This window comes from Bradyrhizobium sp. HKCCYLS3070 (assembly GCF_051167575.1).
GTDB lineage: Bacteria > Pseudomonadota > Alphaproteobacteria > Rhizobiales > Xanthobacteraceae > Bradyrhizobium.
Genome location: NZ_JBNPTI010000005.1, coordinates 191,606 through 204,840, shown reverse-complemented (window position 1 = coordinate 204,840; position 13,235 = coordinate 191,606). Strand labels below are relative to the sequence as shown.

The following is a 13,235-nucleotide window of genomic DNA, read 5'->3' as shown; positions in this document are numbered from 1 at the left end:
TCAGGGCTCGGGCCGGATGCCGGGCAGGCCGACGATCTCCTCAACGAGATAGTCGATCAGCAGCCGCACGCGCGCGATGCCGGCGCGCTCCGGGACGATCAGCATGTTGAGGGGAGTCGATGGCAGACGGTGGTCGGGCAGGATGACCGTCAGCCTGCCAGCCGCGATGAGGTCGTCGACCAGCCACGCATGGCTCCCGCCGATTCCGCGCCCGGACAGCACGGCCTCTCGAACCGCGAGTCCGTGATTGGTGCGGAAGCAGCCTCTGAACGGCACCTCATGGCGTTCTCCGTCGGGTCCCATGACGACGAGCGACTCGCTGCCCGCGACGTTGGTCATGCGGATGCCGTCATGCCCGATCAGCTCCTGCGGCGTGCGCGGCGTGCCGCGTTTCGCCAGATAGTCCGGCGAGGCGACAAGAAGCCGGTGCGAGTAGCCGAGCGACCGCAGCTTCAGAGAACTGTCGGTGAGCGGAGCGAGACGCAGTGCGATGTCGACACCCTCCCGCACGAGGTCGATGCGCTCGTCGGTCAAATTGAGATCGATCGCGATGTCCGGATAGCGATCCTGGAACGCGAAGACCAGCCGCGTGATGTGCAGGATCCCGAAGGCCGCCGTACAGGAGATCCGGATCGTGCCGGCGGCGGCGCCACGCGCACCGCGTGCCTCGTCGCCGGCCTGGTCGATCAGGCGGAGGATCTGGACGCAGTTCGCGTAATAGCGGCTGCCTTCGTCGGTCAGGGTGACGCGCCGGGTGGTGCGGCTGAGCAGCGGCACGCCGATCGCATCCTCCAATTCCTGAAGGTGACGCGAGATGGTGGATTGGCCCAGCCCGAGCTCGCGCGCCACGGCCGACAGGCTGCCGCGCTCGGCAACCCGGACGAAGCTGCGCATGTTGATGAGGCTGATGCCTGACTTATCCATAAATCAGCATAATGTTATCGATATATGCCATATAGTGGATAGGTGGGCGCGCGTCTATGTTCCGGCTGTTCCAGCAAAGGGATCAAGGCCATGAATGTGCTGCTCGTCTCCGCCCACCCAGAACCCCGCTCGCTCAACGGCGCCCTACGCGACGTCGCGGCCGCCGAGCTCGAATCTCAAGGCCATCAGGTCAGGGTCTCGGATCTCTATGCGATCGGCTGGAAGGCGGCTGCGGATCGCGCCGACTTTCCGCAACTGCCGCCGGATGCGCGCCTCAACGTTGCCACCGCGTCGGGCGAGGCCTTCAAGACGCACACGCTCACTGACGACGTTAGGGCCGAGCAAGAGAAGCTCTTGTGGGCCGACGCGGTCATCCTGCAGTTCCCGCTGTGGTGGTTCACGATGCCCGCGATTCTCAAGGGCTGGGTCGACCGGGTGTATTCCTACGGCTTCACCTATGGCGTCGGCGAGCACAGCGACAAGCGCTGGGGCAACCGCTATGGCGAGGGTGTGTTTGCCGGCAAGCGCGCGATGCTGGTCGTGACCACCGGCGGCTGGGAGGAGCACTATTCGGCGCGCGGCATCAACGGGCCGATCGACGATCTGCTGTTTCCGATCAACCATGGCATCCTGTTCTATCCCGGCTTCGACGTGCTGCCGGCCTTCGTGGCGCACAAGGTGAGCCGGATCGACGAGGCCGGATTTGTTGAGATCGCTGACCGACTGCGCGCGCGGATGCGGACGCTGTTCACGGATCAGCCGATTCCGTACCGGCGGCAGAACCACGGCGACTATCTGATCCCGTCGATGCAGCTTCGTCCTGAGCTCGGCGCGCCGGACGCGCGCGGCTTCGCGCTGCATGTCGACGCCGCGCGCTGACGCGAAAGGCGCGGGCTCAGCCCGCGCCCATCGCGACCGCGATGTGGTAGGTCGCGAACGCCGCCGCATAGGCCAGCGCGAACATGTAGAAGAAGGTGACAGCCATCCAGCGCCAGCTGCCGGTTTCTCGGCGGATGACGGCGAGCGTCGAGGCGCATTGCGGGGCGAAGATGTACCAGGCGAGCAGCGCCAGCGCCGTGGCGAGGCTCCATTTGCTGGCCAGCACCTGTCCGATCTGCTCGGCGGCCTCCTTGCCGCCTTCGATCGCATAGACGGTGCCGAGCGCGGCGACTGCGACTTCGCGGGCGGCCATGCCGGGTACCAGCGCCACCGCGATCTGCCAGTTGAAGCCGACCGGCGAGAGCAGGGGGGCGATCGCCTGGCCGATCATCGCCGCGAGGCTGTAATTGATCGCGGGCTCGGTCGCGCCCTCCGGCGGCTGCGGGAACGACGCCAGGAACCAGATCAGCACCATCATCGCGAAGATCGTGGTGCCGGCGCGTTGCAGGAACATCTTGGCGCGGGTGTATACGCCGATCGCGATGCTGCGCAACCGCGGCATCTTGTAGTCCGGCAGCTCCAGCATGAACGGCGCCGGCTGGTAGTCGCGCATCAGGAAGAACTTGACCAGGAACGACACCAGCAGCGCGCTGATGATCCCGGCGGCGTAGAGCCCGAACATCACCAGGCCCTGCAGGTTGACCAGGCCCCAGATCTTCGTCGGCGGGATGAAGGCCGAAATGATCAGCGTATAGACCGGGATCCGCGCCGAGCAGGTCATCAGCGGCGCGATCAGAATCGTGGTGAGCCGGTCGCGCCGGTTGTCGATCACGCGTGTCGCCATGATGCCGGGAATGGCGCAGGCAAAGCTCGAGAGCAGCGGGATGAAGGCGCGGCCATGCAGCCCGGCGCCGCCCATGATGCGGTCCATCAGGAACGCCGCGCGCGCCATGTAGCCGAAATCTTCCAAGAGCAGGATGAACAGGAAGATGATGATGATCTGCGGCAGGAAGACGATGACGCTGCCGACGCCGGAGATCACCCCGTTCTGCAGGAAGCTCTGCAGCAGGCCTTCGGGAAGCTCGTCGTGAACGAGCTGGCCGAGCGCATCAAAAGCCGCCGATAGCACCTGCATCAGCGGCTGGGCCCAGGCGAACACCCCCTGAAACATCACGAACAGGATCGCCAGCAGGATCAGCAGGCCGCCGACCGGATGCAGCGCGATGGCATCGATCCGGGCGGTCCAGGTATCGGGCCGCTCGGGCAGGCTGACCGTCTCCGCGATGATACGGTCGGCCTCGCGCTGGGTGGCGCGCAGCTCCGGGACCGTGAGGGGACGCCAGGTGTTGGCGCGCTCTCCGGTGGCCGCGGCCGCCTGGGCCAGGAGTTCGTCGGTCAGCCGCAGCAGGTCGTCGGTGCCGCCCTTGCGCACGGCGATCGACGTCACGACCGGCACGCCCAGCGCCTGCGACAGCGCGGAGACGTCGACCGTTACGCCGCGCCGCTTGGCGATGTCGAACATGTTGAGCACGAGCGCCAGCGGCCGGCCGGTGCTCTTGAGCTCGAGCAGCAGCCGGATGGTCAACCTGAGGTTGGTGGAGTCGGCAACGCACAACACCAGGTCGGGCAGGACCTCGCCGGTGGCACGTCCCAGCACGAAATCCCTGGTGATTTCCTCGTCAGGGCTGCGACCGCGCAAGGAATAGGTGCCGGGCAGGTCGACCAGCGAGACCTGGCGGCCCTGCGGGGTGACGAAGGCGCCCTCTTTGCGCTCGACCGTGACCCCGGGATAGTTCGCGACCTTCTGGCGGCTTCCCGTCAGCGCGTTGAACAGCGAGGTCTTGCCGCTGTTGGGCGTACCCACCAGGGCCAGATGCAGCAGAGGGCTTTCCATGACGACGCTTTCCGCGCGGCCTATGCCACGATGACGGCCATGGCCTCGCGCCGGCGGACCGCGACGGTGATGTTGTCGACACGCACGGCGATCGGGTCGCGCCCGACGATCCCCTCATGCAGGATTTCGACCCGGGCGCCCTCGACGAAGCCCAGTTCGATCAGCCGGCTCTCCAATTCGACGTCCGGCAGGGACGAGCTTGCGCCGCCCGCAGCCAGATGCTGGATTGTTCCGGTATAGCCTCGCCGGGCGAGACCGAGCGGCTGAGGCGGCCTTGTATCGCAGATTTCGCTCATAGCCTGTATTTTCAATCGCGTGCCAAGAGGTCAAGCGCGGCATGTTAAATGCCGCGGCATCTTAGAGCGATTTTAAACAGGCCGGGCGGATCGCCGTCTGATCTGCCTCAAGGAGCCGCGGCGGCTGCCGTGTGCCGGGTGTCCACCGCCGCCTTCGGCTCGAGGCCTGAAGACGCTGCGGCGCGGCTCTTGAAGTGGTCGAGCACGAACAGCCGGATCGCCGAGGACAGGTTGCCCTGCTGGCGATTGTTGTCGATCTCTCCGACCAGCTCGGACAGGGTCATGTTACGGAGACCCGAAATCTCCTTCATGCCGTTCCAGAAGGCCTCTTCGAGGCTGACGCTGGTCTTGTGGCCTGCGACCACGATTGAACGTTTTACGACGGGCGACTTCATCACGCGTCCTCGCCATTGATACGATGTTGATCGAGTAATTCGTTCGCGCGCTTGTCGCGTTGGGCGTCAGTTGCGCGTTCGGACTTCGTCCTGCCGAAGCGAGCGCGGTTGCTTTCGGCGACCTTCGCTTCCTGATCGCGCTCCACGCGCTTTCTGAAACGCTTCAAGTTGATGACATCACCCATGCTTGCTCCAATCATCTAAGCCATCGAACGTCGCGACGAGAGCATGCGCATTGCGCGGATGAGCCCAGGCGTTCTCCAGACAATCATGTCATCGCTCCCTGATAGTTCGATGGCCATTCGCGTCGTTGCGAGCGGGATTTGTTTACTCAACAAACGCAGCAGAACTTGTAGTCGAGAGTATCCTTTAGGGGTTAACAGCGAGAATTGCATCACCCCCCGTAGTACTACGGGGCTACCGCTACGCTCGCCCCGGCCTTGTCATCCTCTCGGGTTGAACGAGGCGGTCGAATTCGTCCTCGGAGACGAGACCGAGCCGCAAGGCCTCTTGTTTCAGCGTGGTGCCGCGCTGATGCGCTGATTTCGCGACCTTGGCAGCGTTGTCGTAGCCGATCTTCGGCGCAAGCGCTGTCACCAGCATCAGCGAGCGCTCCATCAGCTCGCGAATGCGAGCAGCGTCGGCCTGAATACCGGTTACGCAATGTTCGCTGAATGAACGTGCTGAATCACCTAGTAATTGTATGGACTGCATCATGCAATGTGAAAGCAATGGTTTGTAGACGTTCAGTTCGAAATGACCCTGACTGCCGCCCATGGTGATCGCCGTGTGATTGCCGAACACCTGGCAACACACCATCGTGAGCGCTTCGCACTGCGTCGGGTTCACCTTGCCCGGCATGATCGAGGAGCCCGGCTCGTTCTCCGGCAGGATCAATTCTCCCAATCCGGAGCGCGGGCCTGAGCCGAGGAAGCGGATGTCGTTAGCGATCTTGAACAGGCCGGCGGCCGCCGCATTCAGCGCACCATGGGTGTACACATAGGCGTCGTTGGACGCGAGCGCCTCGAATTTGTTGGCCGCGCTGGTGAAGGGCAGGCCGGTGATGTCGGCAACATGCTTGGCGAACAGCTTTGCGAACTTCGGATCCGCGTTCAGGCCGGTGCCCACGGCGGTGCCGCCCTGCGCCAGCGGCAGGAGATCCCGCGCCGCAATCTCGATTCTTGCGATCGCGCTCTCGACCTGCGCGGCGTAGCCGGAGAACTCCTGCCCCAGCGTGAGCGGCGTGGCGTCCTGGGTGTGGGTGCGGCCGATCTTGACGATGTCCGCGAACGCCTCCTGCTTGGCGCGCAATGCCGCCAGCAGCTCCGACAGCGCCGGCACCAGATGGCCTGAGATCGCGCGCGCTGCGGCGATGTGCATCGCGGTCGGGAACGAGTCGTTGGACGACTGGCTCATGTTGACGTGGTCGTTCGGATGAACGGGCTTCTTGGTGCCGCGCTCGCCCCCCAGCAGCTCGCTGGCGCGATTGGCGATCACCTCGTTGAGGTTCATGTTGCTCTGGGTGCCCGAGCCGGTCTGCCAGACGACCAGCGGAAAGTGGTCGTCGAGCTTGCCGTCGATGACCTCCTGCGCCGCTTGGACGATGGCGTCCGCCATGCGCGGCTCGAGCTGGCCGAGCTCGCGGTTGGTCTGGGCCGCGGCCATCTTCACCAGCGCAAGCGCGTGCACGATGCCGATCGGCATGCGGTCGTGGCCGATGCGGAAATTCTGACGGCTGCGCTCGGTCTGCGCGCCCCAATAGCGATCGGCGGCGACCTCGATCGGGCCGAAGCTGTCGGTCTCCGTGCGCGTCGCTCCGTGCGATGATGGATTTGCTGAATGTGCCATGAAGCATGCCCATGATTGGTGGTGAACCGGCGTCGACCGGTTCAAGCATGCTTCAATCTCGTGGTCCAACCGGCGTTCCGCGCGCGGCGAATGCGCCTACTTCTTGCGGAAACGGTCCAGGCGCACGACCTCGGCGCCTTCTCCCGGCGAGGCTGGCGGGAGCGGCTTGTCGTCGCTGGTCTCGGCCGGTGTCGCAGGCTGCGGACCGGCGATGGCCGATGGCGCCGGTGCGGCCGGCAGCTTCGGAGCTGGCGGCGTCTCGGCAATCGCCTCCGACGGCTCGAACTGCAGTCCGAATTGCACCGACGGATCGAAGAAGCTCTTGATCGCGTGGAACGGCACCACGAGGCGCTCAGGGATGCCGCCGAACGAAAGGCCGACCTCGAACCGATCCTCCGAAACCACCAGATCCCAGAACTGGTGTTGCAGGATGATCGTCATCTCCTCCGGATATTGCGCGAGCAGCCGCGGCGACAGCTTCACGCCCTCGGCCTTGGACACGAAGGTGATGAAGAAATGATGCTCGCCCGGGAGACCATGGGCAGCAGCGTCGGTCAGCACCCGGCGCAGCACCCCGCGCAACGCGTCGCGCGCCAGCACATCGTATCGAATATGATCCGTCGCCATGATCGGTCCTGTATCGTGAGGGCTGCGCCCGACGTGTCGAGCGGCCGCGCCCGGCAGGCAGCAGCATTCCCGACTCGCGTCAGTCACATCGTACCCGGCATCGGTGCCGAGGTCAGCAGCCATGCCGGTCGATCGCCAGATATGGGAACGGGTAGAAGCTGGCGGAAGTCCGGTCAACGGAGGAATGAACGGATGACGCGCCAAAAAACTGGGGACAGCACGGCCCGCGACGGGGAGACCGGCCAAAGCGGGGCAAATGAAAGTGGAGGCTTCTGTTGCCAGGTGCCTCCGAACCCCGCCTAACGGAGCTTAACCCGTTAGGACTTTAAGGTGGTCTTTCAAACTGCGTTACGCAGCCTGAGCAACCGGAGCAAAGTTGTCGTTGGCAACTATTGCAGTAGCCCGATAACGGCGGAACAATACCGGGAAAAAGCTCGCCCTTTACGCCCTCGTCGATCCTATTTCGCCCCCGCCAAAACCCATCCGTCGGTGGGCTTTGGTGGAGGCGCCGGGTACCGCCCCCGGGTCCGAATGGTTTATTTCGACGGCGATTTATTTCCATAGCCGGCAAGCCGGCACCCCCTATATAGGCCGCCGGCCGGCGGATGCACAGGGCCGAAACGCCGCGGCGCGCGACAAAAATGTGGGCGGCTGCTGGGAACCTCTGGTTCGACCTTGGCAGCCTGGTTTTCGTCCTCCTACAGTGCGGCATGCCTCCCGAAGCTGCGCAGGTTGCCTCTCCCGCTGCCGACATCGCCAGACACCCGCCCAGCCTCCGCACGCTCTTCTTCGCATTCGCGAAAATGTCGCTGTCGGGCTTCGGCGGCGTGCTGGTGTTCGCGCGGCGTGCGATCGTCGATGAGCATCACTGGATGACGGCGGAGGAGTTCAACGCGACCTTCGCGCTCTGTCATTTCCTGCCCGGACCGAACATCGTGAATTTCTCCGTGGTGTTCGGCGCGCGATTGCGCGGTGTCGCGGGTGGAATCGCTGCCTTTGCAGGCCTGCTCGGACCACCGATGCTGCTGATCACCTCTCTCGGTGCCATCTACGGTCATTTTGGACAAGCCGACACGTGGCGACGGGCGCTTGCAGGCGTGTCCTGCGTGGCCGTGGGTCTGCTGGCGTCGGTGGTGTTTCGCATGATCTCGCCGCTCCTGAAGAAGAGCGACGTGGCGGGCGTTGCCGTCGTGGCTGGCGTGTTCGTGGCGATCGGGCTGGCGCGCCTGCCGCTTCAGGAGGTTCTGCTGGTGGCCGTGCCGCTCAGCCTAGCCGTCACCTATGCCAAGACGCGGTCGGCACGATGAGCGGGGACGACAATCCGTTGTTCCAGCTGTTCTGGACCTTTGCGTTGATCTCGCTGTTTGCGGTTGGCGGCGCAGTGGCGGCGATTCCCGAACTGCAACGTGTTGCAGTCGAGGCCCGGCACTGGATGACGGACAAACAGTTCGCCGATCTGTTCGCACTCTCGCAATTGTCGCCCGGGCCCAACGTTCTGATCGTCACCCTGATCGGCTATTCGGTCGCAGGCGTGGCAGGTGCGGCGGTCGCGACGATCGCGATGTGCGGTCCCACCGCCGTGCTCTCCTATTTTGTCAGCCGCTGGCTCTCGAATGCGCGGGATGCGCGCTGGCCCGCCATGCTGCAGGCGACGCTGGTGCCGTTGTCGATCGGCTTGATGGCGGCGAGCGCATGGATTCTCGGTCAGGCTTCCGACCAGACGTGGCGGGCGTTCGCGCTGACGGTCCTTGCCGCAGTCGTTGCATCTATGACGCGACTCAATCCGCTCTGGCTGCTCGCCGCGGGCGGCTGTCTTGGTTTTGCTGGCCTTCTCTAGGGAAAGTCGCTAGGCAAAATAGAAGCGCGACCGGTTTGCTCCGGGCCGCCGAACGAAAACAGTGCCGGCCATCAAGGCCGATCGGGGGGGGGGCGAGGCATGGCCGAGACCACGGGCCAATTGTCGGGCGAAACGGCGGGCATGTCGGCCGCCCGCAGCGTGACCGGCGCATCGATCATTCTGGTCCTTGCCTTCGCGCCCCAGATCATCGAACTGCTGATCGCCTTGGCCGGTCTTGTAGGTCCACTCTCCGGACGCGGTCCGCTGCAGGTCATTGGAGCCCATGCGTCGGCCTTGTCAATGGCGATCCCGAGCCTGGCGCAGCAATATGCCGCAAGCGGCAAGACCTCGCTGTCTTCCGATGTTCTGCTGGCTCTCATCTACACCTATCCGCTGATCGCGGTCGCGGTGTTCACATTCATGGTACGTCCACGCGCGCCGCAGGACTATTTCGGCGGCGTCGTGCTGATGGCGATCGCGCTGTTCGCGTTGTGGGCCTCCAGCGACCTGCAGGGCATGCGCGGCTTCTCGTTCGGTGCCGGAACTGCGCCGCGGATGTTCGGTCTGCTGCTGCTAGGGCTCGGAGCTGCCGTGGCCGTGATCGGCGTCGTGAGTGAAGGCGCGCAGCTTGCGACCTATCACTGGCGCGGACCGCTGTTCGTCTCGCTCGCGATCCTGACCTTCGCCGTCTCCATTCGCCCGCTCGGACTATTGGTCACGGGGCTTGCAAGCTTCCTGATCGCGGCGATCGGCAGCCCCGAGACGCGCTGGCGCGAGGCCCTGATCGTCGGCATCTGCCTGACCGGCGGCTGCGCGCTGCTGTTCCCCTACGTGCTGGGGTTGCCGATGCCGCTGTTGCCGCGTTTCCTTTTGCAGTGAGGGCGTGATGGATCTGTTTGCAAATCTCGCCCACGGTTTCGCCGTCGCGTTGTCGCCAATCAATCTGCTGATGTGCCTGATCGGCGCGCTGGTCGGCACGCTGGTCGGCGTTCTCCCGGGCATCGGGACCATCGCCACCGTCGCGATGTTGCTGCCGATCACCTTCGGCCTGCCGCCGGTCGGCGCGCTGATCATGCTGGCCGGCATCTACTACGGCGCCCAGTATGGCGGCTCGACGACCTCCATCCTGGTCAACATTCCCGGCGAGGCGACGTCGGTGGTGACCGCGCTCGACGGCTTCCAGATGGCGAAGCAGGGCCGTGCCGGTCCGGCGCTGGCGATTGCCGCGATCGGCTCATTCTTCGCCGGCTGCGTTGCCACCGTGCTGATTGCGATCCTCGGCGCGCCGTTGACCAAGCTCGCGCTGGCGTTCGGCCCGGCCGAGTATTTCTCGCTGATGGTGCTGGGCCTGATCTTCGCAGTGGTGCTGGCGAAGGGCTCGGTGCTGAAGGCGATCGCAATGATCGTGCTCGGCCTGCTGCTGTCGATGGTCGGCTCGGACATCGAGACCGGCGTCTCGCGCATGGCCTTCAATATTCCCGAACTCGCCGACGGCCTGGGCTTTGCCACCGTCGCGATGGGCGTGTTCGGCTTTGCCGAGATCATTCGCAATCTCGATGCCGGCGCGGAGATGGACCGCGACCTCGTGCAGAAGAAGATCACCGGCCTGATGCCAACCAGGAAGGATCTGAAGGACTCCGCGCCGGCGATCCTGCGCGGCACGGTGCTCGGTTCGATCCTAGGCATCCTGCCGGGCGGAGGTGCGGTGATCGCCTCGTTCGCGGCCTATACGCTGGAGAAGAAGATCGCGCGAGATCCGTCGCGGTTTGGTCGCGGTGCGATCGAGGGCGTCGCGGCGCCGGAGAGCGCCAATAATGCAGCGGCGCAGACCTCCTTCATTCCGCTGCTGACGCTCGGCATTCCGCCGAATGCGGTCATGGCGCTGATGGTCGGCGCGATGACCATCCACGGCATCGTGCCGGGCCCGCAGGTGATGCAGAAGCAGCCCGATCTGGTCTGGGGCATGATCGCCTCGATGTGGATCGGTAATCTCATGCTGATCATCATCAACCTGCCGCTGGTCGGCATCTGGGTGCGGCTCTTGCGCGTGCCATACCGGCTGATGTTCCCGTCGATCGTGATCTTCTGCGCGATCGGCATCTATTCGGTTAACAACGCGCCGGTCGACGTCGTCCTGGCGGGCGCGTTCGGCCTCGTCGGCTACTGGCTGATCAAGCATGATTTCGAGCCGGCGCCGCTGTTGCTCGGCATGGTGCTGGGCCCGTTGATGGAGGAGAACCTGCGCCGGGCGCTGCTGATCTCGCGCGGCGACTGGTCGGTGTTCCTGACGCGGCCGCTGTCGGCCGTGCTGCTCGCGATCGCGGCGGGGCTGTTGGTGCTGGCGGTGCTGCCGACGTTGCGCCGCAAGCGCGACGAGGTCTTCGTGGAGAGCGAAGGCTGACCTGCGTCGGCGGACCGGACGCCGGAGGCGCTCGGGACGCTGGTGAAGGGCGAGATCGTCAAATGGCCCGCGGTCCTCAAGCCGGCGAGCTGGGTACGGAACGGCCATGGATCGGGAGGGGGGCGGAACGTGCGGTTCCGCCCTTGTCGTTTGCAGCGGTGGCCGACATTTTTCGGGGTATAATTGGCGGCCGGGCCGAGTCGAGGCTAGGGCCGGGCGATCCCTGTCGTTAAATTCGCCGCCTTCTGCGAAAGGCCGCCAGCGCGCACCATGCACCAGTATCACGACCTGCTCGAACGCATCCTGTCCGACGGCGCCGAGAAGCACGACCGCACCGGCACCGGCACGCTGTCGGTGTTCGGCCACCAGATGCGCTTCAACCTTGCGGCCGGCTTTCCGCTGGTGACCACCAAGCGGCTGCCGCTCAAGGCGATCGTGCACGAGCTGCTGTGGTTCCTGAAGGGCGACACCAACATCAAATATCTGCACGACAACGGCGTCACCATCTGGGACGAGTGGGCCGACGCCAATGGCGATCTCGGCCCCGTCTACGGCTATCAGTGGCGCTCGTGGCCGACGCCGGACGGCGGTCATATCGACCAGATCACGAACGTGATCGACATGATCAGGCGCAATCCGGATTCGCGCCGGCTGATCGTGACGGCCTGGAACCCGGCCGACGTCGAGAAGATGGCGCTGCCGCCGTGCCACTGCCTGTTCCAGTTCTATGTCGTGAACGGCAGATTGTCGTGCCAGCTCTACCAGCGCTCGGCCGACGTCTTCCTCGGCGTGCCCTTCAACATCGCATCCTATGCGCTGCTGACGATGATGGCGGCGCAGGTGACGGGATTGAAGCCCGGCGAATTCGTGCACTCCTTCGGCGACGTGCATCTCTATTCCAACCATATCGAGCAGGCGCGGCTGCAGCTCACGCGCGCTCCCCGTCCGCTGCCGACCATGACGCTCAATCCGGACGTCAAGGACATCTTCGGCTTCCGCTACGAGGACTTCGCGCTCGCCGGCTACGATCCGCATCCGCATATCAAGGCCGAGGTCGCGGTCTGACGCATGCCGGTTTCGATCCGTAGCGCCCGGCCTGACGACATCGGAAGCGTATTCGCGCTGATCCGGGACCTCGCCGACTACGAGAAGCTATCGCACGAGGTCGACGCGAGCGAGGCCGACATCGCCGGCGCGCTGTTCTGTGAGCACCCGACGCTGTTCTGCGATCTCGCCGAATGGAACGGCGCGGTGGCGGGCTTCGCGGTCTGGTTCGTCAACTTCTCCACGTTTGCCGGCAAGCCAGGGATCTATATCGAAGACCTGTTCGTGCGGCCGGCGTTTCGCCGCAATGGCATCGGCCAGGCCTTGCTCGGTCACCTCGCGCGGACCTGCGTCGAAAAGGGCTGGGCGCGGCTGCAATGGTCGGTGCTCGACTGGAATGCTCCTTCCATCACTTTCTACAAATCGCTCGGCGCCGAGCTCATGGACGAGTGGACGCTATGCAAGGTGACCGGCGAAGCTCTGGCTCAACTGGCGGAGAGGGCGCCGTGATCGAGATCGTGCTGATCGTCGCGGTCGCCGACAACGGCATCATCGGCGCCGCCGGTGCGATCCCGTGGCGGCAGAAGAGCGACATGCAGCGCTTCAAGGCGATGACCATGGGCCGCCCGATCGTGATGGGCCGCAAGACCTTCGTCTCGTTTCCGCGCCGGCCGCTGCCGGGCCGCACCAACATCGTCGTCACCCGCGATGCCGAGTTTCGCGCGCCGGGCGCGATCGTGACCCATACCGTCGATGAAGCGCTCGGCATCGCGCGTGGTGATGCGCTGCGGCGTTCAGCCGCGGAGATCGCGGTCATCGGAGGCACAGAGCTCTTTGCTGCGACGATGCCGGTCGCCGACCGGCTGGAGATCACCGAGGTGCATGCGAGCCCGCCTGGCGATACCGTGTTTCCGGCGATCGACCCGGCCCAATGGGAAGAGGTGGCGCGGGAGCGCCATGCCTCGGGGCCCGACGATCAGGCCGAATTCTCCTACGTCACCTATCGCCGGCGGCGGTGAGCGTTTCGCCGGTCGGATCGACGCGACGGCCCCCTCAAGACCATCCGTTAATGATGAAGTCGCGCAGTTTG

The 13,235-nt window shown here is 64.9% G+C and carries 15 protein-coding genes and 1 other RNA gene; 8 read left to right on the top strand and 8 right to left on the bottom strand.

Annotated features, from left to right (window positions below):
- Positions 1–924, bottom strand: coding sequence for a LysR family transcriptional regulator (locus ACQR03_RS18560; RefSeq protein ID WP_316201754.1), 924 nt, complete (start codon positions 922–924; stop codon positions 1–3).
- Between the two features lie 90 nt (positions 925–1,014).
- On the opposite strand from ACQR03_RS18560, the gene ACQR03_RS18555 reads away from it, so the two are divergent.
- Complete coding sequence (locus tag ACQR03_RS18555; RefSeq protein WP_316201755.1) at positions 1,015–1,803, top strand: NAD(P)H-dependent oxidoreductase; 789 nt, start codon at positions 1,015–1,017, stop codon at positions 1,801–1,803.
- Positions 1,804–1,819: 16 nt separating this feature from the next.
- Here ACQR03_RS18555 and feoB read toward each other — a convergent pair whose 3' ends face one another.
- From feoB to ssrA, 7 genes are all read right to left on the bottom strand, one after another.
- The gene (feoB, locus tag ACQR03_RS18550; RefSeq protein ID WP_315713373.1) at positions 1,820–3,697 is read right to left on the bottom strand and encodes a ferrous iron transporter B; all 1,878 of its coding nucleotides are present in this window, start codon (positions 3,695–3,697) and stop codon (positions 1,820–1,822) included.
- 20 nt (positions 3,698–3,717) lie between these two features.
- On the bottom strand, positions 3,718–3,993 hold the full coding sequence (locus tag ACQR03_RS18545) for a FeoA family protein (RefSeq protein ID WP_315713372.1): 276 nt from the start codon (positions 3,991–3,993) through the stop codon (positions 3,718–3,720).
- A 107-nt stretch (positions 3,994–4,100) separates the two neighbouring features.
- Positions 4,101–4,388, bottom strand: coding sequence for a ribbon-helix-helix domain-containing protein (locus tag ACQR03_RS18540; RefSeq protein WP_315713371.1), 288 nt, complete (start codon positions 4,386–4,388; stop codon positions 4,101–4,103).
- The gene (locus ACQR03_RS18535) at positions 4,388–4,573 is read right to left on the bottom strand and encodes a DUF4169 family protein (RefSeq protein WP_315713370.1); all 186 of its coding nucleotides are present in this window, start codon (positions 4,571–4,573) and stop codon (positions 4,388–4,390) included. The genes ACQR03_RS18540 and ACQR03_RS18535 overlap by 1 nt, the downstream gene beginning before the upstream one ends.
- Before the next feature lie 238 nt (positions 4,574–4,811).
- Complete coding sequence (gene fumC, locus ACQR03_RS18530; protein ID WP_315713369.1) at positions 4,812–6,236, bottom strand: class II fumarate hydratase; 1,425 nt, start codon at positions 6,234–6,236, stop codon at positions 4,812–4,814.
- Between the two features lie 96 nt (positions 6,237–6,332).
- A complete protein-coding gene (locus ACQR03_RS18525) occupies positions 6,333–6,863 on the bottom strand; it encodes an SspB family protein (RefSeq protein ID WP_315752475.1) in 531 nt (176 codons plus the stop codon).
- Between the two features lie 261 nt (positions 6,864–7,124).
- Positions 7,125–7,479, bottom strand: a transfer-messenger RNA (tmRNA) gene (gene ssrA / locus ACQR03_RS18520).
- A 94-nt stretch (positions 7,480–7,573) separates the two neighbouring features.
- Between ssrA and ACQR03_RS18515 the strand changes: the two genes are divergently transcribed.
- The 7 genes from ACQR03_RS18515 (at position 7,574) to ACQR03_RS18485 (ending at position 13,164) form a co-directional block, all read left to right on the top strand.
- Positions 7,574–8,170, top strand: a complete 597-nt coding sequence (locus tag ACQR03_RS18515; protein WP_315713652.1) for a chromate transporter — start codon at positions 7,574–7,576, stop codon at positions 8,168–8,170.
- Positions 8,167–8,700, top strand: coding sequence for a chromate transporter (locus ACQR03_RS18510; RefSeq protein WP_315713367.1), 534 nt, complete (start codon positions 8,167–8,169; stop codon positions 8,698–8,700). The genes ACQR03_RS18515 and ACQR03_RS18510 overlap by 4 nt, the downstream gene beginning before the upstream one ends.
- Positions 8,701–8,799: 99 nt before the next feature.
- Positions 8,800–9,579, top strand: a complete 780-nt coding sequence (locus ACQR03_RS18505; RefSeq protein WP_315713366.1) for a tripartite tricarboxylate transporter TctB family protein — start codon at positions 8,800–8,802, stop codon at positions 9,577–9,579.
- Positions 9,580–9,586: 7 nt separating this feature from the next.
- A complete protein-coding gene (locus ACQR03_RS18500; RefSeq protein WP_315752476.1) occupies positions 9,587–11,101 on the top strand; it encodes a tripartite tricarboxylate transporter permease in 1,515 nt (504 codons plus the stop codon).
- A gap of 270 nt (positions 11,102–11,371) precedes the next feature.
- Positions 11,372–12,166 carry a thymidylate synthase gene (locus ACQR03_RS18495; protein ID WP_315713364.1) on the top strand — a complete coding sequence of 265 codons (795 nt, stop codon included), beginning with the start codon at positions 11,372–11,374 and terminating at the stop codon, positions 12,164–12,166.
- A 3-nt stretch (positions 12,167–12,169) separates the two neighbouring features.
- Entirely contained in the window at positions 12,170–12,655 is a 486-nt protein-coding gene (locus ACQR03_RS18490) for a GNAT family N-acetyltransferase (RefSeq protein WP_315752477.1), read from the top strand.
- On the top strand, positions 12,652–13,164 hold the full coding sequence (locus ACQR03_RS18485; RefSeq protein ID WP_315752478.1) for a dihydrofolate reductase: 513 nt from the start codon (positions 12,652–12,654) through the stop codon (positions 13,162–13,164). The genes ACQR03_RS18490 and ACQR03_RS18485 overlap by 4 nt, the downstream gene beginning before the upstream one ends.
- The last annotated feature ends 71 nt before the right edge of the window (positions 13,165–13,235 follow it).